The following is a 22,499-nucleotide window of genomic DNA, read 5'->3' on the forward strand; positions in this document are numbered from 1 at the left end:
ACTCATGTGTGGGCCCTCGCTGTGCGTGCCGCCCTCAGACCGCGACGACGGTGACGCGGTCCTCCAGGCCCTTGAAATCCCCGGCATTGCGTGTGTACAGCGGCAGTTCGTGGGTGGAGGCGATGGCCGCGATCATCAGGTCCAGCCGGTGGGGGCGCGGGTCCCGGCCGATGCCCAGGGTGAGGGCGACCAGCGTGCCGTAACGGGCCCCTGCCTCACTGTCGAACGGCAGCGGATCGAAGTCCGCGACGGCCGCCGCCAGCTTTTCCGTCCGGGCCGCGCGCGTGGCGGCGTCCCGGGCCGTGGCGACCCCTTGGTGGAGCTCCGCGAACGTGAGCGACGTCAGGCGGGGGCGGTGCGGAAGCGCTGCGGCGTCGAGCAGATCGAGATCGATGTACGCGCAGGTGTCGAGGATGCCGGCCGGGTGGCGCGGGGAGCGTGCGGACGGGTCAGCCACGCGGCCGCTCCCAGGGATCGTCCATGGCGTCGGGGCCGAAGAGCTCCTCCGCCTCGCGCCGCATCTCGGCGGCGTCGACGCGGGGCAGCCGACGGTGCCTGGCCACCAGCTCCTCGGCGCTCGGCTCGGTTCTGCGCCGTATCGGCCGCAGCTCGGCGACCTCCACGCCATTACGGGTGATGCGATAGGTCTGGCCGTGCTCCACCGCGTCCATGACGGCAGCGGAGTTGTTGCGGAACTCGCGCTGGGTGATGGTCTCCATAGAAGCAATGTAGCGCGGCGTGTCCCGCTGTGCTACGGCTCGGCGGGCGCCCGAGACCCGGTCACACCACCTGCTGAGCCGACGCACCGTCCGCCCGCAGCAGCCGCAGGAACGCCTTGAGGCCGGTGATGATCTCCTGGTTGTCCGTCAGGCGGTTCACCACCGACTCGAACTCACGGCTCATGGCGTCGAGGCGCTGGTCGGTGCGGTCCGCGCGCTGGTTCGCGGAGATGCCGACCACGTCGAGCGCCTCGTGCAGCCGGGCGAGCGAGCTGTACGCCTCCTCGGCCATGTGCTCCAGGACCTTGTTGCCCTTCGTCAGGTCCGCGACCTCCTTGCGCACGGCGGCGATGTCGTCGCGCGGGAAGCGCACCTCGCGGCCGAGGGTGGCGAGCCGCCGGCGCAGCGCGGAGAAGTAGGCGCCCGCGGGCCGGAAGAACGTACTGAGCAGATAGCAGCCCGCGAGCCAGTACCCCGCCTCCCGCCCGGTGGCCACCGCGACGGCCACCGCGGCCGCCCCCGTGCACAGATGCGCGCCGATCGCCGTGCGCAGCATCACCTTGGCGATCCGGGCGGCCTCCGCGTCCCGGTCACCCGGTACGGCGATCCCCTTCTCCCGGCTCACCCCCGCCTCGTGCACCACGGAACGGGCCCGGAAGTAGAGGTTCCACGGCACGGTCAGCAGCACGATCAGCCACACCAGACACAGCACGCCACCGACGGCGAGCAACAGCGTCTCGACCGGTACGTCGAGTACGTGGACCAGAACGAGCGCGACGACGACCGCCGCGCCACACACCACCAGGTAGCGAAGCTTCATGACCCCACGGTGCTCCGCGGCGGGGGAGCGGCGCATGCGTGCGGGTACTCAGCCGCGTACTCAGTCCGTGGGCTGGGCCGCGCCGGTCACTCGGGGCGGTCTGCGCAGCAGAAACGCCGCGCCCACGCCCGCGACCAGCCCGATCAGATGGCCCTGCCAGCTCACCCCGTCGTTCGCCGGGGACAGGCCCGCCAGGAACGTCGTGCCCCAGTACGCCGCGATCAGCAGTCCGACCACGATGCCGAGCGGGCGGCGCTCGACGAAGCCGCTGAGCACGACGAAGCCGAACAGGCCGAATATCAGGCCCGACGCGCCCGCCGTGTTTGTGTGATCGGGGGCCACCAGCCACACCCCGAGACCGTCCGCGACGATGATCAGTGCGCAGGCCAGGAAGAAGCGGCGCAGCCCGCTCAGCGCGGCGACGAAGCCGAGGACCAGCAGCGGCACCGAGTTCGCCGCGACGTGGGCGAAGCCGAAGTGGATGAAGGCCGCCGGGATCACGTCGACCAGCTCGGAGGGCTCGCGCGGCTGGATGCCGAAGGTGTCGAGGGCGTGCCCCGACGCCACGTCGATCACTTCGAGCAGCCACAGCAGGGCCACCCACGCGACCATCACCTTGCCGGCCGCCAGCGCGCGATCGCCCGCCGACCACCTCTTCTGCCGCTGCGCTTCGTACGCCATCTCAGCCCCGTCCCCCCGGACCCCGCCCGTCATGAGTCACAACGCCCCCGGCCCCTGGTCGAGTTCCCCCATGAGCATGCCGGATAGGCTCGGGTGTGTGGAGCACGTCAACGCAACCAGTCGCACACCCTGGGTCGTCGGGGTGTCCGGCGCGTCAGGAACCCCGTACGCCGCTTCGGTGCTGCGCGCCCTGCTGCGGGCCGGCGAGGCCGTCGACCTGGTCGTCTCACGGGCCTCGCGGCTCACTCTGCTCGACGAGACGGGTATCTCGTTCCGGGACGCGCACTGGCGCGAGGACCTGGGGGAGTGGCTGGCGCGGGGCGCCGACGGCAAGCCGGGGACGTTCACCGGCCTCGATCTGAGCGACGTACGGTACTGGGCCGCCGGAGATCTCTCGGCCGGCCCGTCTTCCGGGTCGTACCCGGTCAAGGGCATGATCATCGTGCCCGCGTCGACGGCGTGCGTGGCCGGTGTCGCGCTCGGGCTCTCGAAGGACCTGCTCCAGCGCGCGGCCAGCGTGACGCTGAAGGAGCGCCGCCCGCTGGTCGTGACCGTGCGGGAGACGCCGCTGAACGGGCAGACCCTGCGGCACCTGGTGACGCTCGACGAGGCGGGCGCGGTCGTGCTCCCCGCCTCACCCGCGTTCTACGCGGGGGCGACGCACATCCAGGATCTGGTGGACTTCGTCGCGGGGCGGACGCTGGACGCCGCGGGGGTGCCGCACACGCTGTACCGCCGCTGGGAGGGCGAGCTGGGAGGAGGCTCCCGCGAGAACTAGCGCGGGGCGTTCCCTCTCGACCAGGCTTTCGAACTTGCGGGGTGTTTTCCCTGCCAGCCTTAGATTCCACACGTAGACTCGCGTGAACGCTGAATAATGAAAGGCTTTGGACCTATGGACGCCGTGGACAGGCAGCTCATCCAGGCCCTGCGCGAGAACGGCCGCGCCTCGTATGCGGAGTTGGGCCGTCTCGTCGGCCTGTCCGGGCCGAGCGTCACGGACCGCATCAACCGCCTGGAGGCGGCCGGTGTCATCACCGGCTACCGCGCCACCGTCGACTCGGCCTCGCTCGGCCTCGGCGTGATCGCCCTCATCGGCATCTCGCTCTCCGACGCCGCCGACCACGAGGACGTCGCGCACCGCCTGAAGGACCTGCACGAGATCGAGGACTGCTGGTTCATCGCGGGCGACGACTCGTACATGCTCAAGGTGCGGGCCAGCGACGTCGACGGCCTGGAGCGGACGATCCGCCGGCTCAGCGGCACCAAGGGCGTCTCCCGCACCCGCACCACGATCGTGCTGTCCACCAAGTGGGAGAACCGGGTCGGGGAGCTTCCCGAAGAGGGCTGAAGCCGAGGGCGTACGGTGGGCGGAGTCTTTGATTGAGGAGAGGTACGGGCATGGACGCAGGGCTCAAGCGCGAGCTGGAGCAGAAGGTCGGCGACGGTGAGCGGCTGTCCCGTGAGGACGGCATCGCGCTCTACGAGTCGGACGACCTGGCCTGGCTCGGCGGCCTCGCCCATGAGGTGCGCACGCGCAAGAACGGCGACGTCGTGCACTTCAACGTGAACCGTCACCTCAACATGACGAACGTGTGCACCGCCTCCTGCGCCTACTGCTCGTTCCAGCGCAAGCCGGGCGAGAAGGACGCGTACACGATGCGCATCGAGGAGGCCGTCAAGCTCGCCAAGGCGATGGAGTCGGAGAACCTCACCGAGCTGCACATCGTCAACGGCCTGCACCCGAACCTGCCGTGGCGCTACTACCCGCGCTCCCTCAAGGCCCTCAAGGAGGCCCTGCCGGACGTCGGCCTGAAGGCCTTCACGGCCACCGAGATCCACCACTTCGAGAAGATCTCGGGGCTGTCCGCCTCCGACATCCTCGACGAGCTGATCGAGGCCGGCCTGGAGTCGCTGACCGGCGGTGGCGCCGAGATCTTCGACTGGGAGATCCGGCAGCACATCGTCGACCACGACACCCACTGGGAAGACTGGTCGCGCATCCACCGCCTCGCGCACGAGAAGGGTCTCAAGACCCCCGCGACGATGCTGTACGGGCACATCGAGGAGCCCCGGCACCGCGTCGACCACGTCCTTCGCCTGCGCGAACTCCAGGACGAGACCGGCGGCTTCCAGGTCTTCATCCCGCTGCGCTACCAGCACGACTTCGTCGACATGAAGGACGGCAAGGTCAGGAACCGCCTCCAGGAGCGGACGACCATGGCCACCGGCGCCGAGGCCCTGAAGACCTTCGCGGTCTCGCGGCTCCTCTTCGACAACGTGCCGCACGTGAAGTGCTTCTGGGTCATGCACGGGCTGCACACCACGCAGCTCGCGCTGCAGCACGGGGCCGACGACATGGACGGGTCGGTCGTCGAGTACAAGATCACGCATGACGCCGACAATTACGGGACGCCGAACAAGCTGACCCGTGAAGACTTGCTGGACCTGATCCGGGACGCCGGTTTCCGGCCCGTCGAGCGGAACACGCGCTACGAGATCATCCGCGAGTACGAGGGCGCCGACCCGGGCCGTCGTGACGAGCCGCAGCCGATGCGGGTCTGAGTTTTTCGGTTCGTTGTCGGGTGCGGGTCGCGTCGTGGCTGGTCGCGCAGTTCCCCGCGCCCCTGAAAGGTTGTCGGTCGGCCGACGGCCGGTGGCCGCTTCTCGCGCAGTTCCCCGCGCCCCCTGAGCGTGCGCTTCGCGCTGCTTTTCGTTTTCGGGTGCGCGTCCGGTGGTCGCTTCTCGCGTAGTTCCCCGCGCCCCTGAGGCATGCGCTGCGCGCAGCCTCCCCGATGAGATGGCGCACGCAGTGCGCATCTCAGGGGCGCGGGGAACTGCGCGACCAGCCCCCACCGGCCGGCAGTCGACGACGCTTCCTACAGCGGCAGCATCATGTGGATGTCGTCCCGGTCGTCCCCCGGGGCCACCCGGATGGCGCCGGGTATCCGCCCGACCTCCTTGTAGCCGCACGCCGAGTAGAAGACATCGGCCCCCGTGCCACCCCGGCACGTAAGTCGCAGCGCCTCCACCCCCTCGAAGCCCAGCGCAGCGTCCCGCGCGGCGGACATCAGCGCGCGCCCGTACCCCTTGCCCTGGTGCGAGGGATGGACCATCACCGTGTAGAGCCACAGGTGGTGCTTCATCAGCCGGTGCTGGTTGAAGGCCAGGAACGCCGTCGCCGCCACACTGCCCCCGGCATCCCGGCCGACCAGCAACCGGACCCGCCCCTCCGCCATCCCGGCGAGATGCCGCACCAGTTCGGGCCGGATGTCGTCGGGGACGACCGGCGGGACGAAGCCGACGGCCCCGCCCGCGTTCGAGACGTCCGCCCACAGCGCGAGCACACCGTCGCGCAGGTCAGGGGTGACGGACGGGTCGAGTTCGAAGCGCAGTGACATGCGATCGAGCCTAAGGGTGGCCCCGGGACGCCCGGTGGATCGGGGGACCTCGGCCCCCGCCGACTTCGGAAGCTCCTCCGCGTGCTTCACTGGAGGGGCGCTCGTCCTGTAAGAGGACCTTTTCGGAACGGAAGAGTGGATTGACATGCTCCGCTACACGCTGATGCGCCTCGGGATCTTCGTGGGCTGCTTCCTCGTCGTCTGGGGTCTCGTCGCCACCGGCATCGTCCCGCGCGGCCTGGGCGGCTCGAACTACCTGTGGATCATCCTGCTCGCGCTGGTGATCTCCGCGCCGCTGAGCTTCGTCCTGCTCCGCAAGGAGCGCGACCGGGCCTCCGAGAAGATCGTCGCCCGCGTGGACCGCGCGAAGGCGAACATGGAGGCCAACCGCTCCATGGAGGACGAGGCGGACGACGCCGCCCGCTCGCACGGCGCGTAACTTACGTCACAGACAGACCCCCGCCCCGGCACCGCACTGGTGTCGGGGCGCCTGTGTTTTCAAGGTAAATACGGCTTAAGGGGCATGTGGGCTGCGCACCGAACCCAAAGAACCCCTTTGATGTTCCCAAAGCGCCGGTGTTAACGTTCCTGACATGAAGACGACAGCCGCGCCCCGCATCACCACGAGCGTCCCGCTCGTGGAGCGCCTGCATGTCGATCTCTGCCGCTGCATGTCCGCGGCCTGTCGCGCCTGAGGCGCACATCCCGACGCAGCGACGCCGTTGACCTCGTAACACGGTCGCCGCTCCCGTACGAAGCGAAGACTCGCTGATCCCCGTACGTCCTCCCTGCCTTGTCCCCGCGCGTCATCCTGGAGTGCTTCCGTGTCCGCGAACACCACCCCCGCCGACGCGAAGCCGGACTCCCCGAAGTCCGGCTTCCGTATACCGAAGGTCCCGTTCTGGGCGCAGATTGTGGGCGGTCTCGTCCTCGGTGTGCTGCTCGGCTGGCTGGCCCGCAGCCAGGACATCTCCTGGCTCGTCACCACGCTCGACAAGATCGGCGGCATCTTCATCCAGCTCCTGAAGCTGGCCGTCGCCCCGCTCGTCTTCTTCGCGATCCTGGTGTCGATCACCAACCTCCGCAAGGTCAACAACGCCGCGCGCCTCGCGACCCGCACCCTGCTCTGGTTCATGATCACGTCGCTGATCGCGGTCGCCATCGGCCTCGCGATCGGCCTGCTCACCAACCCCGGATCGGGCACCGGCCTCACCCCGAAGGACGGCGGCAAGCCGGACCACGCGGGCTCCTGGATCGACTTCCTGACGGGCATCATCCCGACGGACGTCATCACCCCGTTCACCCAGCTGAACGTCCTCCAGATCGTCTTCATGGCCGCCGTCGCCGGTATCGCGATCCTCCAGATCGGCGAGAAGGCCAAGCCGATCCTCACGCTCTCCGAGTCCATCCTGGAGCTGCTCCAGAAGGCCCTGTGGTGGGTCATCAAGCTGGCCCCGCTGGGCACCGTCGGCCTCATCGGCTACGCGATCGCCACGTACGGCTGGGACCTCATCAGCAAGTACGCGACCTTCACCGCCGACATCTACGTCGGCTGCGCCCTGGTCCTCTTCGGCGTCTACCCGCTGCTGCTCGCGACCGTCGCCAAGCTGAACCCGCTGCAGTTCTTCAAGGGCGCCTGGCCCGCCATCCAGCTGGCCTTCGTCTCCCGCTCCTCGGTCGGCACCATGCCGCTCACCCAGAAGGTCACCGAGCGCCTCGGCGTCCCGAAGGAGTACGCGTCCTTCTCCGTGCCGTTCGGCGCCACCACCAAGATGGACGGCTGCGCCGCGATCTACCCGGCGATCGCCGCGATCTTCGTCGCGCAGATCTTCGACATCAACCTCGGCATCGGTGACTACCTGCTCATCGCCTTCGTCTCGGTGGTCGGTTCCGCCGCGACGGCCGGCCTGACGGGCGCCACGGTCATGCTGACCCTGACCCTGTCGACGCTGGGCCTGCCGATGGAGGGCGTCGGCCTGCTCCTCGCGATCGACCCGATCCTCGACATGATGAGGACGGCGACGAACGTCGCAGGCCAGGCGCTCGTCCCGGTGATCGTCTCCGCCCGCGAGAACATCCTGGACCGCGAGGCCTACGACCGCGCGACCTCGTCCCCGGTGGACGAGCCGCAGAGGGTGGCCGTCGCCGCCTGACGCGTCCCCCGGCTCGCACCACCTGCCGCACCGTGCCCCGTTCCCGGACTTCCGGGGGCGGGGCACGGTCGTACGCGGACGTAGGCTGAGCGGGTACGGAGCACGGGAAAGGCGGCTGGGGTGGGCGGCGACAGCAGGACCGAGGTGGCGCGGCAGAAGCGGCTGCCGCGGGCCGAGCGGGAGCGGCAGATGCTGGACGCCGCGGTGCGGGTGTTCGGTGAGCGTGGCTACCGGGCGGCCTCGATGGACGAGATCGCCGAACTGGCCGGGGTCTCCAAGCCGTTGGTCTACTTGTACCTGAACTCGAAGGAAGAGCTGTTCACCGCCTGCATCCGGCGGGAGTCGGCCGCGCTGGTCGCCGCCGTGCGGGCCGGGGTGCGCACCGACGCCCCCGCCGACCGGCAGCTGTGGGAGGGGCTCACCGCCTTCTTCGCGCACACCGCCGGGCATCCCGACGGGTGGGCGGTGCTGCACAGCCAGGCGCGGTCGGGCGGGGACCCGTTCGTGGCCGAGGTCGGGGTGATGCGGGACGAGATCGTCGCCTTCGTGACGGCGCTGATCGCCGCGGCGGCCCGGGAGGCGCACGGCGACCCCGAACTCGCCGAGCGCGAGGTCACCGGGCTCGCCCAGGCGCTGGTCGGCGCGGCCGAGTCGCTGGCCGGCTGGGCCAACGCCGACCGGTCCGTCTCCGCCGGGGAGGCCGCGACGACCCTGATGAACTTCGCCTGGTCCGGGCTCGGCAATCTGATGGACGGGCGGCGCTGGTCAGCGCGGTAGTCCGGTGACCTCACCGGTCAGATGGACCCGGTCGCCGTCCTTGGCCGACCGCAGCTCGAACGCCGGGCCCCGCGCCGCGTACGTCACCGTGCCCGGCAGCAGCACCGGCGCCCTGAACCGTGCCTGTACGTGAACCGGTCCGCGCGCCCCGAACTCCGCCAGGCACCGGGCCACCGTCCACATGCCGTGCGCGATGGCGCGCGGAAAGCCGAAGGCGCGGGCCGTGAGCGGGTGCAGGTGGATGGGGTTGCGGTCGCCGGAGGCCGCGCCGTAGCGCCGTCCGAGGTCGCCTGACAGGCGCCATTCGGCGATTTCGGGGAGCGGGGTCGCGGGCTGCTCCTGTTGTTCCCGCTGGTCCTGTTCCCGGGTGTCCGTCTTGTGGCGGGCGAGGTAGGTGCTCGTCGACTCCCATACGGGCTTCTCGGCGGTGTCGCCCGTGGGGCGCAGGGCGGTGACGACGACCGCCTCCGTGCCGCGGCGGTGGGGGCGCAACTCCGGGATGCCCACGGTCAGTTCGTAGGTTCCGGTGGGGGACACGTCCTGCTGCTGGGTGATCTCGATCGAGGTGTGCACCAGGCCCAGCAGCGGCAGCGGGAAGGTTCGCGTCGACATCAGCCGCATGGCCAGGGGGAAGCCCAGGATGTGCGGGTAGGTGACGGGGAGCTCGGGGCTGCCGGTGGGGTAGGCGCAGACGCGCTCGTAGGCGGTGAGGTGGTCCGCGCGCACCTGTAGCCCGTCGATCCGGGAAGTTGCCGCCGGGGGTGGGGTGTTGGTGGTGCGGGGCCGCTTGAAGGGGGAGTATGCGGCGCCGCGCAGCATCAGGGGGAGCAGGGGCGGGGGTGACGTCATGGTGGCGGGTCCTTGGGGTGGCGGGTGGGTGGGGGTGCGGGTGCGCGTGGTCGGGTGCCGGTCCGGTGGGGGCTGGTCGCGCAGTTCCCCGCGCCCCTTATCGGGTTGTCGTTCGTCTGCGGGCCGGTGGCCGCTTCTCGCGCAGTTCCCCGCGCCCCTGAGGCGTGCGCTGCGCGCAGCCTCCCCTGATGGAGATCGCGCACGCAGTGCGCATCTCCAGGGGCGCGGGGAACTGCGCGACCAGCCACGACGAGTGCCGCACCCGACCGACAACCCAGGGGCGCCGGCGCGTCAGGCGCCGAGGAGGCTCTGGCCGCAGACGCGGATGATCTGGCCGTTGACGGCACCGGACGTGGCGAACCACGAAGTGGTCTCGGCGACGTCCACCGGAAGCCCGCCCTGCCCGAGGGAGTTCATGCGCCGCCCGGCCTCCCGGATGAACAAGGGAACGGCCGCCGTCATCTTGGTCTCGATGAACCCGGGCGCCACGGCGTTCACGGTGACCCCGTGCTCGGCCAGCGCGCGCGGCGCCAGGGAGCGGACGAGCCCGACGACGCCGGCCTTGCTCGCCGCGTAGTTGGTCTGCCCGGCGTTGCCCGCGATCCCCGCGATGGAGGCCGTGGCCACGATGGCCCCGCCGCGCCGGACGGTACCCGCCTTGAGGAGCGCGTCCGTGGTGCGCAGCACGCTGGCGAGGTTGACGTCGAGCACCGAACTCCAGCGCTCCGCAGGCATGTTGGCGAGCCGCCGGTCCCGGGTGATCCCCGCGTTGTGGACCAGCACGTCCAGACCGTCGGGGACGAACTCGGCGATGCGCTCACCCGCGTCATCGGCCGTGATGCCGAGCGGCAGCGCCCGCCCGCCGAGCCGCTCGGCGACCTTCGTCAGGTCGGCCTCGGCGGACGGCACGTCGAGCAGCACGACCTGCGCGCCGTCGCGGACGAGCGTCTCGGCGACGGCCTCGCCGATCCCGCGCGCGGCGCCCGTGATCAGCGCGGTGCGCCCGGCGAGCGGCCGCGCCCGGTCCTCGGGCACGCGCAACTCGACTCCCTCGCCGCCCACTTCGACGACCTGCCCGCTGACGTACGCGGACTTCGGCGAGAGCAGGAAGTCCAGGGTGGACCCGGCTCCGGCCACCGGACCCGCGACGCGCACCAGGTTCACGGTCCGGCCGCGCCCGATCTCCTTGCCGAGGGAGCGGACGAAGCCCTCCAGGGCCTGCTGGACGGCAGCCTGATGGTGGTCGTCGCCCGACGGCGGGGCGCCGAGCACCACGACACGGCCGCCGGGCGCGACGGACCGTACGACGGGATGCAGGGCCGCGTGCACCCCGGCGAGCGCGTCGACGTCGGCCACGGCGGTGGCGTCCACGACGACCGCGGCGGGGCGCTCCGCCGAGGCGACGACATCGAGCCCGGTCCCGGCCAGGATCCCCGCCAGCTCGTCCTCGTACGCGGATGAACCCGCCGTGAGATGCAGCAACGGGCCGTCGAGGGAGGGGTGTTCGGGGCTGAAGCGGCGCAGCGGAGCGGGTTGCGGCAGCCCGAGACGTTTGGTCAGGAAGCGGCCCGGGGCCGTGCCGGTGAAGTTCAGATAGCGGTCGGCCATTGTCCAACTCCCTGCGCAGTCGTAAATTTACTTCGGAGTAAGGTTACTCAGTAGTCAGGAGTTGTCGAGATGGCCCCAGCGAAATCCGCGAATTCCGCGAAAACCCCGGCGAGCCCGGCGGCGGGGGTGCCGCGTCGCGTCGCCGTCGTCGCCGGCAGCCGTATCCCCTTCGCCCGCTCCGACGGCCCGTACGCGACCGCGTCGAACCAGGACATGCTGACCGCCGCGCTGGACGGTCTCGTGAGCCGCTGCGAGCTCCAGGAGCCGGGCGCCGTCGGCGAGTTCGTGGCCGGCGCGGTCCTCAAGCACAGCCGGGACTTCAACCTGGCGCGCGAGACCGTGCTCGGCTCGAAGCTGGACCCGCGCACCCCCGCGTACGACATCCAGCAGGCCTGCGGCACCGGACTGCAAGCCGTGATCGCCGCCGCCAACAAGATCGCCCTCGGCCAGACCGAGAGCGCGATCGCGGGCGGCTCGGACACGGCGAGCGACGCCCCGCTCGGCGTCAACGACGAGCTGCGCAAGATCCTGCTGGAGGCGCGCCGGGCGAAGTCGGCGGGCGCCCGCCTCAAGGCCCTCGCCCGGATCAGGCCCGGCCACCTCGTCCCGGACATCCCGCGCAACGCCGAGCCGCGCACCGGCCTGTCGATGGGCGAGCACGCCGCGGTCACCGCCCGCGCGTGGGGCGTCGCCCGCGAGGCGCAGGACGAACTGGCCGCCACCAGCCACCAGCGGCTCGCGGCCGCGTACGACCGCGGGTTCCTCGATGAACTGGTCATCCCTTACCGGGGACTTGAGCGGGACCAGAACCTCCGCCCCGGCTCGACCGTCGAGAAACTCGCCACGCTCAAGCCGGTGTTCGGCACGAAGGAGCCCGGCGCGACGATGACGGCGGGCAACTCCACCCCGCTGACCGACGGCGCGGCCGTCGTACTGCTGGCGAGCGAGGAGTGGACCGAGGCGCGCGGGCTCGAACCGCTGGCGTACCTGACCGCGTACGAGACCGCTGCCGTGGACTTCGCCGGGAACGGCGGGGACGTGACGCGCGAAGGCGGCGACGGACTGCTCATGGCGCCCGCGTACGCCGTGCCCCGGATGCTGGAGCGGGCCGGGCTCGGCATCGAGGACTTCGACCTGGTCGAGGTGCACGAGGCGTTCGCCTCGCAGGTCCTCGCCACCCTGGCGGCCTGGGAGAAGCGGGGGCTCGCGCCGGTCGACCGGGACCGGCTCAACGTCGCCGGGTCCTCCCTCGCCACCGGCCACCCCTTCGCCGCGACCGGCGCCCGCATCGTCGCCACGCTCGCCAAGCTCCTCGCGGAGCGCGGCGGTCCGGGCCGCGGCCTCATCTCCGTCTGCGCCGCGGGCGGGCAGGGAGTGACCGCGATCCTCGAACGCGCCTGAGCGGCAGAGGAGTTACGGGGACTGGGGGTCCAGCTTCAGCATGGCCTCCTCGTCCGGGGAACCGGCCGGCGCCTGGTACGCCACCAGGCGCTGGCCGCCGGTCCTGGCCAGCCGCATGACCTCGTACGTCAGGGTCATCCCGCCCACCTTCGGGTGGGCGAAGGTCTTGGTGCCGCCGCTGCGCTCGTCCACGTCGTAGCGGTCCCAGATGCGCGTGAACTCCGGTGACTTGAGGAGCAGTTCACCGACCAGCGCGGTCAGCCGCGGGTCGTCGGGGTCGCCGCCCGCGATGGCCCGCAGATGCGCCACCGACTTGATCACCGTCTCCTCCCACGGCACGTACAGCTCACGGCCGACCGGGTGCAGGAAGAGGTAGCGGGTGATGCTGCGCTGCTCGGCCGGCCAGTCCCACAGGCCCGGCAGCAGCCGGCGGCCCGCCGGGTTCGCGGCGAGCATGAAGTTGTAGCGGTTGACGACGTACGCGGGCAGCGGCCGCAGCGCCTCCAGCATGCTCAGCACGGACGGGCGCACGGTGTCGTCGTCGGTGGGGCGCGGCTCGGAAGAGTCGGCCGTCCGGCCGGAGGCCAGCTCGGCCAGCTCGTGCAGCCGCTCGTAGGCGTCACCGCGCAGTCGCAGGGCGCGGCCGATGGCGTCGATCACGGAGGTCGACGGGTTCGTCTCGCGGCCCCGCTCCAGGCGTGTGTAGTAGTCCACGCTCACCCCGGAGAGCGTGGCCAACTCCTCGCGGCGCAGGCCGGGGGTGCGGCGCAGTCCCGTGCCCGCGGGCAGGCCGGCGTCGGCGGGGGTGACCTGGGCCCTGCGGGCCCGCAGATAGCGGCCCAGTTCCGTGGTTTCAGCCATACGTTCCATTCTCCACGGCCGCCCCGCGCGGTGCGGGGGTGTGTCAGGGCCTGGAACGCGGCGCCCCGGTGAAGCGCGGCCTGCCACCTTTGCGCCGCCGGGCCCAGAGTGGTGGTCGTAGCGAGTGGCCGGGGGCTTCGGGCCCAGGGAGTGCATGTCACAGGGCCGCGGCCCGGCGCCCCCGCCCACTCGCCCGTACCGGAACCGACCGGAACCCCGGTACCGACCGGAACCCCGGAATCGTCCGGACCGACCTGGAGGCTCGCGTGACCACCGCCACCGCCCCTGCCGTCCCCGCCGCCCGAGTGGCGCCCGCCGCCGAGGCCGCACCCGGCCGCAGGCCGCCCGCCGCCGTCGCGCTGATCGCCGCGCTGCTCGGCTTCACCGTCATCACCATCGACGTATCGGCCGTGAACATCGCACTGCCCGCCGTCGGGGCCTCGCTGCACGGCGGCATGACCGGCCTGCAATGGGTCGTCGACGCGTACACGCTGCTCTTCGCCGGGCTGATGCTGTCGGCCGGTGCGCTCGCCGACCGGGCCGGGGCCCGCCGCGCCTACGCGTTCGGGGTCGGCCTGTTCACCCTCGCCTCCCTGGCCTGCGGACTCGCCCCCGGGATCGGGGCGCTCGTCGCGGCCCGCGTGGTGCAGGGCGCGGCGGCGGCCGTCGTCATGCCGGCCTCGCTGTCACTGATCCGGCAGGCGTACGACGACGCGCGGCACCGGGCGCGGGCCATCGCGCTGTGGACCGTGGGCGGTTCCGTCGCCATGGCCGCCGGGCCCGTGCTGGGCGGTGTGCTCACCGAGTCCGTGGGCTGGCGGGCCGTGTTCTTCCTCAACCTGCCCGTCGGCGCGGCCATCCTGGCCCTGCTCGCCAAGGTCGCGCCGTCGCCGCGGCGGCCCGCTCCGATCGACGTTCCCGGCCAGGTCACGGCCGTTCTCGCGCTCGCCGGGCTGACCTTCGCCGTGATCGAGGGCGGGCACGCGGGCTGGACCTCGGTGCCGGTGCTCGGCTCGCTCGTGGTCGCCGTCGGTGCCGCCGTCGCCTTCCGGGCCGTCGAGCGGCGGCACCGGGCGCCCGTGGTGCCGCCGGCCATGCTGCGCGACCGCACTGTCGCCGTCTCGCTCGCCGTCGGCTTCGCCCTGAACCTCGCCTTCTACGGCCTGGTCTTCCTTCTCGGGCTCTACCTCCAGCAGGCGCGGGGCATGTCGGCGCTCTCGGCGGGGCTGGTCTTCGTGCCGCTCGCCGTGATCATCACGTCCACGAACCTGGTCTCCCCGCGCGTCGCCGAGCGCATCGGACGCCGCCCCGTCATCGTCATCGGCCAACTCGTCCTGGCCCTGGCCATGTTCGTGCTGCTGCCGCTCGACGCCGGTACGCCGATGTGGCTGGTGGTGCTGCTCCTGGTGCCGACCGGGCTGGGCGGAGCCTTTGCGGTGCCCGCGCTGACGGCACTGTTGATGGACTCGGTGCCGGGGCCTCGGGCCGGGATCGCCTCTGGGCTCCTGAACGCTTTCCGGCAGACCGGTGGGGCGCTCGCCGTGGCGCTGTTCGGGTCGCTCGTGGCGGGCGACGGCTTCTCTTTGCCGGGCATGCGGGTCAGCTTGATCATCGCGGGGTGCGTGCTGCTGGCCACTTCGGTGCTGGCCCGCGTGTGCCTTCCCGGCAAGGGGGAGTGACGGTGTTGGCGCCGGGATGGGGGGTGCGGGTGGGCTGCGCCCTGGGGGTTGTCGGTCGTGTGCGGGCCGGTGGCCGCTTCTCGCGCAGTTCCCCGCGCCCCTGGAGATGCGCACTTCGTGCGCGACCTCCATCGGGGAGGCGCGCCACCTGCGCAAGGCGGAGGCGCGGCCCCTGCCTCGGGTGGAGGAGCGCCCCCCTGCACCGTGTGGAGGCGCGCGGAGCGCAGCCTCAAGGGGAGGCGGCGCGAAGCGCCTGCCTCAGGGGCGCGGGGAACTGCGCGAGAAGCGGCCACCGGCCGTTGGCTGGCGGACTACCCAGGGGCGCGGGGAACTGCGCGACCAGCCCCCACCGGGCCGCAGGTGACCGACAGTTCAGGGGCGTGGGGCGCGGGCGTAGCGGCCCGGGGGGACGCCCACTACTCGTTTGAAGTGGCGGGTCAGATGCGACTGGTCGTAGAAGCCGACATCGGCCGCGACTTCCCCGGCGGGCCGCCCGGCGAGGAGCAGGCGCCGGGCCCGATCAACCCGCCGAGCCATCAAGTACTGATGCGGAGCAATCCCGTACGCGGCACTGAACGACCGCACCAGATGAGCCGGATGCACCCCCAGCACCCCCGCCGCCTCCTCCAGCCCGACCCCGTCGACCACCCGCGCGTCGAGCAACTGCCGCAGAGAATCGGCGACCCGCCCGTCCGGCGCGGGCCGGAGCACGTCACCGAGAGCCGGCCGCAGCCGCTCCCGGAGCCGCTCCCCGACGAGCGCCAGCCGCGCCGCCGCCTCCAACTCGTCCCCGGGCCGCCCCAGCGCGGTGTGCAACTGCCCGATCCGGCGCCGCAGCAACGGATCGACCAGGTCGGGCGAGTCGGCGGCGGCCCCGATCAGCGACGGGGCGAGGGGGCCGTCGTCCGACGCCTCCAGATACAGCACCCGCTTGCGGAAACCCTCCGGCGTCGCGGCCGACCCGTTGTGCGGGACGCCTGGCGGCAGCAGCGAGACGGTGCCGAGCGGCGTGCCGTGCTCGTGCCGCTCCAGGTCGTAGCGGACCGCGCCCTCGTCGACGATCAGCAGGGTCCAGGTGTCGTGGACGTGCATCGGATAGGCGTGGTGCGTGAAGTGGGCGTGGAAGACCTCCGTGACGCCCTTGACCTCGGGGCGCCACGCGGTGATCCGGTCCGGATCCGTGCCACGCTCCGCCATGCAAAAAACGTACAAGACGGGGCCGCCCCGCGCGCGGGAGTCTCACGGCATGAGCACCGACCACGTCACCGCCGCCCCCGCCCCCGTCCGCTTCGACACCAAGATCGCCGTGCTGCTCCGGGACGACCTGGAGACCTGGCAGCGGCTGAACGTGACCGCGTTCCTCGTGAGCGGCCTCGGCACCCAGCACCCCGAGGTGATCGGGGAGCCGTACGAGGACGCCGACGCCACCCCGTACCTGCCGATGCTGCGCCAGCCGGTGCTGGTCTTCGAGGGCGGCAAGGAGACGCTGACGGCGGCGCACGCCAAGGCGTTGCAGCGGGGGCTGCCGCGGGCCGTGTTCACGTCGGACCTGTTCTCGACCGGCAACGACCGTGACAACCGGGCCGCCGTACGCGCCGTGGGCACCGGGGACCTCGACCTGGTCGGCATCGCCGTGTACGGCCCGAAGAACGCGGTCGACAAAATCCTGAAGGGCGCCCACATGCACCCGTGAGCCGTCCTTCGCCCGCGGCCCGGTGACCGCTTCCCGCGCAGTTCCCCGCGCCCCTGAGGCATGCGCTGACGCGCAGCCTCCCCTATGAGATGCCGCACGAAGTGCGCATCTCAGGGGCGCGGGGAACTGCGCGACCAGCCACGACGAAAGCCGCACCCGACCACGCCCCCCGGGCCCCCGCTCACCGCTTCTTAGGCCGCAACAACTGCTCCCGCAAGAACGTGAGTTGATGCGACGTCTCCACAGCGCGCCCCTCGTCCAGCGTCGTCATCGCCAACAGCAACGCATCGGCCACCACCAGCGCGGTCAGCGCCTCCGCCGTGATCCCCGTCGGCGTGTGCGGAGCCGTGAGGACCGCGTCGACCCGTGAGCCGTACGCCTCGGCCAGCTCGTCCGTGACGAGCACCACGCGCGCCCCGACCGCCCGCGCCCGGTCCACGACCACGCCGAGTTCGGGCAGATCGCGCCCGGGCTGGAAGATCACCACGGCGTCCCCCTGCCGCACCCCGAGCAGCAGATCCGCCAGGGCGAACCCGGTGGCGCCCAGGAACCGCGCCCGCCGCCCGACCCGGCCGAGCGCCAGCGCCAGATGCCGCGCGGCCAGCTCGGACGCCGCGACCCCGAAGCAGTGGATCTCGCCGGCCTGCGCCAGGATCCCCACGGCCTCCCGCAGCGCGTCCCCCGGAGTCAGCCGCCGCGCGTGATCGATCCGCTCGGCCGCCTCGTCGAACACCTCGCCCCAGATCCCGTCCAGGTCCTGCCCGACGTGGGCGATCCGCCGCTTGAGGCGCTCCTCGGGCGCCACCGCGGACGTGAAGTCGTTCGCCAACTCCCGCTTCAGGGCGGGCAGTCCGGCATACCCGAGCCGTTGCAGGGTGCGCACCACGCTCGCGTTGCTCGTGCCGCTCGCCGTGCCCAGTTCCTGCGCCGACGCGAACAGCAGCGACTCGGCGGGCGCGCTGACCAGGTACTGCGCCACCGCCCGCTCGGACGTGGACAGCCCGTCCCAGCGCTCGCGCACGACCGCCCGCAGCCGCGCGACCCCCTCGGTAATTTCCATTACAGGTATTGACTCTCGTGTGATGGCCGTTACTCTCCTGGTCAAAGCATTCCAAGTGGAGAGCGCTTCGTAATCAACATTACAGACAGCTGTGCAGGCAGCGCTGGACGAGCTCTCCGTGGCAAGGAGAACCATGGCATCCCGGATCCTTCCGGTCATCGACATCAGCGGCGCTCCCCTCGACCGCGGCCGTCAGTACGGCGAGGCGGTACGCCCTCAGCTGCACGCCGCGCTCGCCTACTACGAGGAGGCGTTCGGCCAGTCCGCCGGTCTCACCTGGGACCAGGTCACCGCCCGCGCCGCCCGCTGGCTGGAGCCGGTGCGCGACTACGCCCCCGAACTCGTCGACGAGATGCGGGGCATCGCCGACGGCGCGGGCGTCGGCCTCCTCGACGTCCTCGCGCTGAACGCCCGCGGCGAGGTCATCTACGACCGCTCGTTCAAGTCGATGGCGACCGCCGAAAAGCCGACCGAAGAGCCGGCCGAAGGACCATCCGAAGACCTGGCCGAGGAACCGGTCGAGGAGCCCGCCGAGGGCTGCACCTCCTTCGCCGCGTTCGGCGCGGCCAGCGGCGACGGCCACGTCTGGGCGGGCCAGAACTGGGACTGGCGGGCGGGCGTCGCCGACACCGTCGTCATGATCCGGATCGTCCAGCCGCCCAAGCCCACCGTGATCATGCAGGTGGAGGCGGGCCAGGTCGGCCGCCAGGGCGCCAACTCCGCGGGCATCGCCCTCAACGCCAACGGCCTCGGCGGCCGCTTCAGCGACGCGATCGGTCTGCCGCAGACCGTCGTACGCCGCAGCGTCCTCGACACCCACACCGTCACCGACGCCCTCGACGTGCTGTGCCGCACCCGCGCCCACATCGCCAGCAACGCCCTGCTCACGTGCCGCGAGGGTTTCGCCGTCGACCTGGAGACGACCCCGGCCGGCATCGGCTGGATGTACCCGACCGACGGCCTCCTCGTGCACGGCAACCACTACCAGGCCGGGGTCCCGGCCGCCCTCGCCGCCGACTACCGGCCCGTGTCCTCCGACTCCCTCGTCCGCGTCCCCCGCGCCGAACAAGGCCTCGCCGCCCTGCGCGCCTCCACCGGCCCCGACGAGTCCCGCAAGATCGTCAAGCAGGCCATGTCCGACCACCTCGGCCTGCCCGAGTCCCTGTGCACGCACCCCGACGTCCGCGCGCCCGAGATCAAGCACTGGATGACCCTGGTCTCCTCCTGCGTGGACCTGACCAGCGGCGACTACCACGTCACCGCCGGCACCCCGTGCGACCGCGACTACCAGCACCTGCCCTGGAACCTCTACGACGGCCCGTACGGAGACGCCAGATGACGACGGCACGACGAGGGAACGCGACGGCCCGCGCGGCGCTCACCGCGCTCACCGCCACCGCCCTGCTCGCCGCCACCGGCTGCGCGGGCGCCGACCGCCCCGCCGGGGGCGCCGCCCTGCTCGACGCGTCCCGGCTGAAGCTCGACGCGACCACCCCGGCGGCCACCGCGCCGCTGAAGAAGGCGAACTGGCTCCTGGAGGACGAGCCGGACTCCCTCGACCTCGACACCGGCGGATCCAGCGCGGGCCGCGTCGTCCTCACCAACGTCTGCGAGCGGCTCTACCAGCTCCAGCCCGACATGACGACGAAGCCGTTCCTCGCCCGGAAGGCCACGACGTCCGCCGACGGCAAGAAGCTCACCCTCACGATCCGCGACGGCGTCACCTTCCACGACGGCACCGAGCTGACCGCCGACGACGTCCTGTGGTCGCTGAAGCGGCACGCCGCCGACGGCATGGAGCAGTCCGACGAGTTCGGCAACGTCGCCTCGATGAAGAAGACAGGACCCGACGAGGTCACCGTCCGCTTCACCCGCCCCGACGCCGTCTTCGCCAAGGCCCTCGCCGGAGACGCCGGCATCGTCTGGAACCGGCGCCAGATAGAGAAGTCCGGCAAGGAGTACGGCACCCCCGGCCAGCCCGACGCCTGCTCGGGACCGTACGAACTCGGCTCCTGGAAGTCCGGCGACTCCCTCACCATCCGCGCCTACGACGGCTATTGGGGCAGGAAGCCGCTGACCCGCGAGGTCGTCTTCCGCTGGGCCGCCGACAGCGCCTTCGTCAACGCGCTCAGGACCGGCGCCGCCGACGGCGCCTACGCCGAGTCGCCGAACACGGCCGCGGCGCTCCTCTCCGACAAGGACCTCAAGCAGTACTACGGCCCCTCCACCGCCTCCCTCGTCCTCATCCCCACCGACCGCGGCGGCCTCGCCGACCCGCGGATCCGCCGCGCACTCTCCCTCGCCATCGACCGCAAGGGCATCGCCGAATCCGGCTTCGGCGGCCTCGTCCAGCCGTGGGCCACCCCCGTCGGCGCGGGCGCCTGGGGCTACGAGAAGGACACGTTCTCCGCCGCCCAGAAGGAGCTGGCCGCCTACGCGCCCACCTCGCCCACCGACGCCGACATCGAGCGGGCGAAGAAGCTCGTGAAGGCCGCAGACCCGGGCACCGACCCCGTCGTCATCGGCACCGACGCCACCCAGGGCCCCGCCGTCATCGCCAACGCCACCCGCGCCGCCCTCCAGAGCATCGGCGTGCGCGCCGAGATCAAGACGGTCCCCAGCTCCCAGTTCGAGGAGTTCTACAGCGACCCCGCCGCCCGCTCCGACATCGACGTGCTCGTGGGCGACTGGTACATCTCCAAGGCCGACCCCATGGGCTTCTACAAGAACGGCAAGTCCGACTCGCCCAACAACTGGGCGGGCTTCAAGGACGCCGCCTACGACCGCAAGGTCACCGAGGCGCTCGGCACCCTCGACGACACCGAACGGTCCGCACTCGCCGTCGACGTGCAGCGCGAGTTCGTGAAGTCGGCCGTCTGGATCGGGCTCGCCCAGGTCCCCACGATCCTCGTCCTGGACGACAAACTCACCGGGCCCACCGCGTCCCAGGCCTACCTGTACTACCCGTGGGCGGCCGGACTCGGTGCGAAGAAGGACCCGTCATGAACCCAGCAGCCCTGCTCCGCCGCGTCACCGGCCTCGTGGCGACCCTCTTCGCCGCCTCCTTCGTCATCTTCGCCGCCGTCTACGCGGCCCCCGGCGACCCCGCGGTCTTCCTCGCCGGAGGCCGCGACAAGCTCACCCCCGAACGGCTCGCCGAGGTCCGCGCCCAGTACCACCTCGACGAACCGCTGATCGAGCAGTACGGCCGCTGGCTGTGGGACACCGTCCACCTCGACCTCGGCCGCTCCTTCAAGTACAGCGACCAGGTCGCCGACCTGATCGCCTCCCGCCTGGCCACCACCCTCGAACTCGTCGCGTACGCCACGGTGTTGTACGTGGTCCTCGGCGTCGGCGCCGGAATCCTGGCGGCCGTGAAGCGCTCCACGTGGGTCGACTCGGCCGTCGTCGGCGGCACCACCCTGTTCGCGTCCGTGCCGTCCTTCGTCGCCGCCATCGCGCTCGTCTCGTTCTTCGGCGTCAAGCTCGGCTGGTTCCCGGTGACCGGCTCGGGCGAGGGCCTCGGCGGCACCCTCCACCACCTCACCCTGCCCGCCCTCTCCCTCGCCCTCGGGGCTCTCGCCATCATCAGCCGTGTCACCCGCCAGGCGATGGCCGACGCCGCCGCCTCCGACCACGTCGAAGCGGCCCGCGCCTCCGGCGTCCCCGAACGCGACATCGTCCGCCGCCACGTGCTGCGCAACGCGCTCGGCCCCATCGTCACCATGTGCGGCCTGGTCATGGCGGGCATGCTCGCCGGCACCGTCGTCGTCGAGACGGCGTTCGGCATCAGCGGCATCGGCTCGCTGCTCGTCAACGCGATCAACACCCACGACTTCCCGGTCGCCCAGGCGGTCCTGCTCCTGATGGTCACCGGATACGTGGTCGTCACCACCCTGGTCGACCTGGCGCACCCGCTGCTCGACCCGCGCGTGAAGGAGGTACGTACGGCATGACCACGCTCACCCTCACCACCCCGACCGGGCTCCGCGCCCGCCGCCCGCTGAGCGTCACCCTGGCCGGCGCGATCCTCGCCCTCGTGGTGCTCGCCGCACTCTGCGCCCCGCTCCTCGCGCCGTACGCGCCCGACACCATCGACCTGTCCGCGTCCCTCGTCGGCACCGGCGGCGAACACCTCCTGGGCACCGACTCCTCCGGCCAGGACCTGCTGTCGCGCGCGCTCTACGGCGCCCGCAGCAGCCTCGTCGCACCGGTCGCCCTGCTCGCGGTCGCCGCGGTCCTCGGCGTCACGCTCGGGGTGCTCGCCGCCTGGCGCGGCGGCTGGGTCGACACGCTCGTATCGCGCCTGACCGACGTCATGTACGCGTTCCCCGGCCTGCTGTTCACCGTCCTGATCATCGCCGTCTTCGGCGCGGGCATGACCACATCGGTGCTCGCCCTGGGCCTCGCCTTCACCCCGACGATCGCCAAGTACACCCGCTCCCTGGCGATGGCGGAGGCCCGCAAGCCGTACGTCGACGCCTACCGCGTCCAGGGCATGGGCGGCGCGCGCGTCTGCGTCCTGCACCTCGTCCCGAACCTGGGCCGCTCCATCCTCGGCTACCTCGTCGTCCTCTTCGGCGAGGCCCTGATGTCGCTGGCGACCCTCTCCTACCTGGGCTTCGGCGCCCAGCCGCCGTCCTCCGACTGGGGCCTGATGGTCCAGGAGGGCCAGGCGGCCGTGGTCCAGGGCGCGCTGCTGCCCGCCCTCGTCCCCGGCACGGCCATCGCCCTGGTCGTCGTCTCCTTCAACGTCGTCGGGGTCTGGGCCGCCGACCGCCTCGGAAAGCAGGACTGACG

The 22,499-nt window shown here is 71.7% G+C and carries 23 protein-coding genes; 13 read left to right on the forward strand and 10 right to left on the reverse strand.

All coding sequences use genetic code 11. The annotated features are described in order from the left end of the window. Nucleotides 1-34: 34 nt before the first annotated feature. The 4 genes from ACFVDP_RS10170 to ACFVDP_RS10185 all read right to left on the reverse strand — a co-directional run bounded on the left by ACFVDP_RS10170 (nt 35) and on the right by ACFVDP_RS10185 (nt 2,220). Nucleotides 35-457, reverse strand: coding sequence for a type II toxin-antitoxin system VapC family toxin (locus ACFVDP_RS10170; protein ID WP_383486315.1), 423 nt, complete (start codon nt 455-457; stop codon nt 35-37). Then, a complete protein-coding gene (locus ACFVDP_RS10175) occupies nt 450-719 on the reverse strand; it encodes a type II toxin-antitoxin system Phd/YefM family antitoxin (RefSeq protein WP_383486318.1) in 270 nt (89 codons plus the stop codon). Before ACFVDP_RS10175 ends, ACFVDP_RS10170 begins: the two co-directional genes overlap by 8 nt. A 61-nt stretch (nt 720-780) precedes the next feature. Further along, nucleotides 781-1,539: a hypothetical protein gene (locus ACFVDP_RS10180; RefSeq protein WP_383486320.1), complete on the reverse strand. Its 759-nt coding sequence runs from the start codon at nt 1,537-1,539 to the stop codon at nt 781-783. Nucleotides 1,540-1,599: 60 nt separating this feature from the next. Beyond that, nucleotides 1,600-2,220: a rhomboid family intramembrane serine protease gene (locus ACFVDP_RS10185; RefSeq protein ID WP_383486323.1), complete on the reverse strand. Its 621-nt coding sequence runs from the start codon at nt 2,218-2,220 to the stop codon at nt 1,600-1,602. 76 nt (nt 2,221-2,296) lie between these two features. Between ACFVDP_RS10185 and ACFVDP_RS10190 the strand changes: the two genes are divergently transcribed. From ACFVDP_RS10190 to mqnE, 3 genes are all read left to right on the forward strand, one after another. After that, entirely contained in the window at nt 2,297-2,998 is a 702-nt protein-coding gene (locus ACFVDP_RS10190; RefSeq protein ID WP_383487298.1) for a UbiX family flavin prenyltransferase, read from the forward strand. A gap of 114 nt (nt 2,999-3,112) precedes the next feature. Beyond that, nucleotides 3,113-3,568 (forward strand): Lrp/AsnC family transcriptional regulator, encoded by a 456-nt coding sequence (locus ACFVDP_RS10195; RefSeq protein WP_383486326.1) that lies wholly within the window; start codon nt 3,113-3,115, stop codon nt 3,566-3,568. A 50-nt stretch (nt 3,569-3,618) separates the two neighbouring features. Further along, on the forward strand, nt 3,619-4,782 hold the full coding sequence (mqnE, locus tag ACFVDP_RS10200) for an aminofutalosine synthase MqnE (RefSeq protein WP_383486329.1): 1,164 nt from the start codon (nt 3,619-3,621) through the stop codon (nt 4,780-4,782). 314 nt (nt 4,783-5,096) lie between these two features. Here the strand turns inward: mqnE and ACFVDP_RS10205 are convergent, their stop codons facing one another. Further along, entirely contained in the window at nt 5,097-5,618 is a 522-nt protein-coding gene (locus tag ACFVDP_RS10205; RefSeq protein WP_383486332.1) for a GNAT family N-acetyltransferase, read from the reverse strand. Between the two features lie 145 nt (nt 5,619-5,763). Here ACFVDP_RS10205 and ACFVDP_RS10210 point away from each other — a divergent pair, with 145 nt between their 5' ends. From ACFVDP_RS10210 to ACFVDP_RS10220, 3 genes are all read left to right on the forward strand, one after another. Further along, entirely contained in the window at nt 5,764-6,057 is a 294-nt protein-coding gene (locus ACFVDP_RS10210; RefSeq protein ID WP_383486334.1) for a DUF4229 domain-containing protein, read from the forward strand. A 385-nt stretch (nt 6,058-6,442) separates the two neighbouring features. Continuing rightward, the gene (locus ACFVDP_RS10215; protein WP_383486336.1) at nt 6,443-7,771 is read left to right on the forward strand and encodes a dicarboxylate/amino acid:cation symporter; all 1,329 of its coding nucleotides are present in this window, start codon (nt 6,443-6,445) and stop codon (nt 7,769-7,771) included. A gap of 189 nt (nt 7,772-7,960) precedes the next feature. After that, complete coding sequence (locus ACFVDP_RS10220) at nt 7,961-8,548, forward strand: TetR/AcrR family transcriptional regulator (protein WP_383487301.1); 588 nt, start codon at nt 7,961-7,963, stop codon at nt 8,546-8,548. Here the strand turns inward: ACFVDP_RS10220 and ACFVDP_RS10225 are convergent. Beyond that, complete coding sequence (locus ACFVDP_RS10225) at nt 8,537-9,397, reverse strand: MaoC family dehydratase (RefSeq protein WP_383486339.1); 861 nt, start codon at nt 9,395-9,397, stop codon at nt 8,537-8,539. The genes ACFVDP_RS10220 and ACFVDP_RS10225 overlap by 12 nt on opposite strands. A 291-nt stretch (nt 9,398-9,688) precedes the next feature. Further along, nucleotides 9,689-11,005 carry a 3-oxoacyl-ACP reductase gene (locus tag ACFVDP_RS10230; RefSeq protein ID WP_383486341.1) on the reverse strand — a complete coding sequence of 439 codons (1,317 nt, stop codon included), beginning with the start codon at nt 11,003-11,005 and terminating at the stop codon, nt 9,689-9,691. A 69-nt stretch (nt 11,006-11,074) separates the two neighbouring features. On the opposite strand from ACFVDP_RS10230, the gene ACFVDP_RS10235 reads away from it, so the two are divergent. Next, nucleotides 11,075-12,406, forward strand: coding sequence for an acetyl-CoA C-acetyltransferase (locus ACFVDP_RS10235; protein ID WP_383486344.1), 1,332 nt, complete (start codon nt 11,075-11,077; stop codon nt 12,404-12,406). A 12-nt stretch (nt 12,407-12,418) separates the two neighbouring features. Here the strand turns inward: ACFVDP_RS10235 and ACFVDP_RS10240 are convergent, their stop codons facing one another. After that, a complete protein-coding gene (locus ACFVDP_RS10240; RefSeq protein WP_383486346.1) occupies nt 12,419-13,267 on the reverse strand; it encodes a helix-turn-helix domain-containing protein in 849 nt (282 codons plus the stop codon). A gap of 266 nt (nt 13,268-13,533) precedes the next feature. On the opposite strand from ACFVDP_RS10240, the gene ACFVDP_RS10245 reads away from it, so the two are divergent. Beyond that, entirely contained in the window at nt 13,534-14,946 is a 1,413-nt protein-coding gene (locus ACFVDP_RS10245) for an MFS transporter (RefSeq protein ID WP_383486349.1), read from the forward strand. A gap of 372 nt (nt 14,947-15,318) precedes the next feature. Here the strand turns inward: ACFVDP_RS10245 and ACFVDP_RS10250 are convergent, their stop codons facing one another. After that, nucleotides 15,319-16,143 carry a helix-turn-helix domain-containing protein gene (locus ACFVDP_RS10250; protein WP_383486352.1) on the reverse strand — a complete coding sequence of 275 codons (825 nt, stop codon included), beginning with the start codon at nt 16,141-16,143 and terminating at the stop codon, nt 15,319-15,321. A gap of 49 nt (nt 16,144-16,192) precedes the next feature. Between ACFVDP_RS10250 and ACFVDP_RS10255 the strand changes: the two genes are divergently transcribed. After that, the gene (locus tag ACFVDP_RS10255) at nt 16,193-16,639 is read left to right on the forward strand and encodes a DUF2000 family protein (protein WP_383486355.1); all 447 of its coding nucleotides are present in this window, start codon (nt 16,193-16,195) and stop codon (nt 16,637-16,639) included. 181 nt (nt 16,640-16,820) lie between these two features. Here the strand turns inward: ACFVDP_RS10255 and ACFVDP_RS10260 are convergent, their stop codons facing one another. Then, nucleotides 16,821-17,699, reverse strand: a complete 879-nt coding sequence (locus tag ACFVDP_RS10260; RefSeq protein ID WP_383486358.1) for a MurR/RpiR family transcriptional regulator — start codon at nt 17,697-17,699, stop codon at nt 16,821-16,823. A gap of 133 nt (nt 17,700-17,832) precedes the next feature. Between ACFVDP_RS10260 and ACFVDP_RS10265 the strand changes: the two genes are divergently transcribed. From ACFVDP_RS10265 to ACFVDP_RS10280, 4 genes are read left to right on the forward strand one after another with little or no spacing between them, the layout of a single operon-like run. Continuing rightward, nucleotides 17,833-19,038, forward strand: a complete 1,206-nt coding sequence (locus ACFVDP_RS10265) for a C45 family autoproteolytic acyltransferase/hydolase (protein ID WP_383486361.1) — start codon at nt 17,833-17,835, stop codon at nt 19,036-19,038. Continuing rightward, the gene (locus ACFVDP_RS10270) at nt 19,035-20,705 is read left to right on the forward strand and encodes an ABC transporter substrate-binding protein (RefSeq protein ID WP_383486364.1); all 1,671 of its coding nucleotides are present in this window, start codon (nt 19,035-19,037) and stop codon (nt 20,703-20,705) included. Before ACFVDP_RS10265 ends, ACFVDP_RS10270 begins: the two co-directional genes overlap by 4 nt. After that, on the forward strand, nt 20,702-21,655 hold the full coding sequence (locus tag ACFVDP_RS10275) for an ABC transporter permease (RefSeq protein ID WP_383486366.1): 954 nt from the start codon (nt 20,702-20,704) through the stop codon (nt 21,653-21,655). The genes ACFVDP_RS10270 and ACFVDP_RS10275 overlap by 4 nt, the downstream gene beginning before the upstream one ends. Further along, nucleotides 21,652-22,497 carry an ABC transporter permease gene (locus tag ACFVDP_RS10280; RefSeq protein WP_383486368.1) on the forward strand — a complete coding sequence of 282 codons (846 nt, stop codon included), beginning with the start codon at nt 21,652-21,654 and terminating at the stop codon, nt 22,495-22,497. The genes ACFVDP_RS10275 and ACFVDP_RS10280 overlap by 4 nt, the downstream gene beginning before the upstream one ends. Nucleotides 22,498-22,499 lie beyond the last annotated feature (2 nt).

Source organism: Streptomyces sp. NPDC057694, from assembly GCF_042799415.1.
In the GTDB taxonomy this organism is placed as follows: domain Bacteria; phylum Actinomycetota; class Actinomycetes; order Streptomycetales; family Streptomycetaceae; genus Streptomyces.

Bases quoted from the DNA above. Each gene is read 5' to 3' on its own strand.
- ACFVDP_RS10175 (WP_383486318.1), bottom strand. From the start codon at position 719: ATGGAGACCATCACCCAGCGCGAGTTCCGCAACAACTCCGCTGCCGTC.
- ACFVDP_RS10180 (WP_383486320.1), bottom strand. From the start codon at position 1,539: ATGAAGCTTCGCTACCTGGTGGTGTGTGGCGCGGCGGTCGTCGTCGCG.
- ACFVDP_RS10185 (WP_383486323.1), bottom strand. From the start codon at position 2,220: ATGGCGTACGAAGCGCAGCGGCAGAAGAGGTGGTCGGCGGGCGATCGC.
- ACFVDP_RS10190 (WP_383487298.1), top strand. From the start codon at position 2,297: ATGCCGGATAGGCTCGGGTGTGTGGAGCACGTCAACGCAACCAGTCGC.
- ACFVDP_RS10195 (WP_383486326.1), top strand. From the start codon at position 3,113: ATGGACGCCGTGGACAGGCAGCTCATCCAGGCCCTGCGCGAGAACGGC.
- mqnE (WP_383486329.1), top strand. From the start codon at position 3,619: ATGGACGCAGGGCTCAAGCGCGAGCTGGAGCAGAAGGTCGGCGACGGT.
- ACFVDP_RS10205 (WP_383486332.1), bottom strand. From the start codon at position 5,618: ATGTCACTGCGCTTCGAACTCGACCCGTCCGTCACCCCTGACCTGCGC.
- ACFVDP_RS10210 (WP_383486334.1), top strand. From the start codon at position 5,764: ATGCTCCGCTACACGCTGATGCGCCTCGGGATCTTCGTGGGCTGCTTC.
- ACFVDP_RS10220 (WP_383487301.1), top strand. From the start codon at position 7,961: ATGCTGGACGCCGCGGTGCGGGTGTTCGGTGAGCGTGGCTACCGGGCG.
- ACFVDP_RS10225 (WP_383486339.1), bottom strand. From the start codon at position 9,397: ATGACGTCACCCCCGCCCCTGCTCCCCCTGATGCTGCGCGGCGCCGCA.
- ACFVDP_RS10230 (WP_383486341.1), bottom strand. From the start codon at position 11,005: ATGGCCGACCGCTATCTGAACTTCACCGGCACGGCCCCGGGCCGCTTC.
- ACFVDP_RS10235 (WP_383486344.1), top strand. From the start codon at position 11,075: ATGGCCCCAGCGAAATCCGCGAATTCCGCGAAAACCCCGGCGAGCCCG.
- ACFVDP_RS10240 (WP_383486346.1), bottom strand. From the start codon at position 13,267: ATGGCTGAAACCACGGAACTGGGCCGCTATCTGCGGGCCCGCAGGGCC.
- ACFVDP_RS10250 (WP_383486352.1), bottom strand. From the start codon at position 16,143: ATGGCGGAGCGTGGCACGGATCCGGACCGGATCACCGCGTGGCGCCCC.
- ACFVDP_RS10255 (WP_383486355.1), top strand. From the start codon at position 16,193: ATGAGCACCGACCACGTCACCGCCGCCCCCGCCCCCGTCCGCTTCGAC.
- ACFVDP_RS10260 (WP_383486358.1), bottom strand. From the start codon at position 17,699: ATGGAAATTACCGAGGGGGTCGCGCGGCTGCGGGCGGTCGTGCGCGAG.
- ACFVDP_RS10265 (WP_383486361.1), top strand. From the start codon at position 17,833: ATGGCATCCCGGATCCTTCCGGTCATCGACATCAGCGGCGCTCCCCTC.
- ACFVDP_RS10270 (WP_383486364.1), top strand. From the start codon at position 19,035: ATGACGACGGCACGACGAGGGAACGCGACGGCCCGCGCGGCGCTCACC.
- ACFVDP_RS10275 (WP_383486366.1), top strand. From the start codon at position 20,702: ATGAACCCAGCAGCCCTGCTCCGCCGCGTCACCGGCCTCGTGGCGACC.
- ACFVDP_RS10280 (WP_383486368.1), top strand. From the start codon at position 21,652: ATGACCACGCTCACCCTCACCACCCCGACCGGGCTCCGCGCCCGCCGC.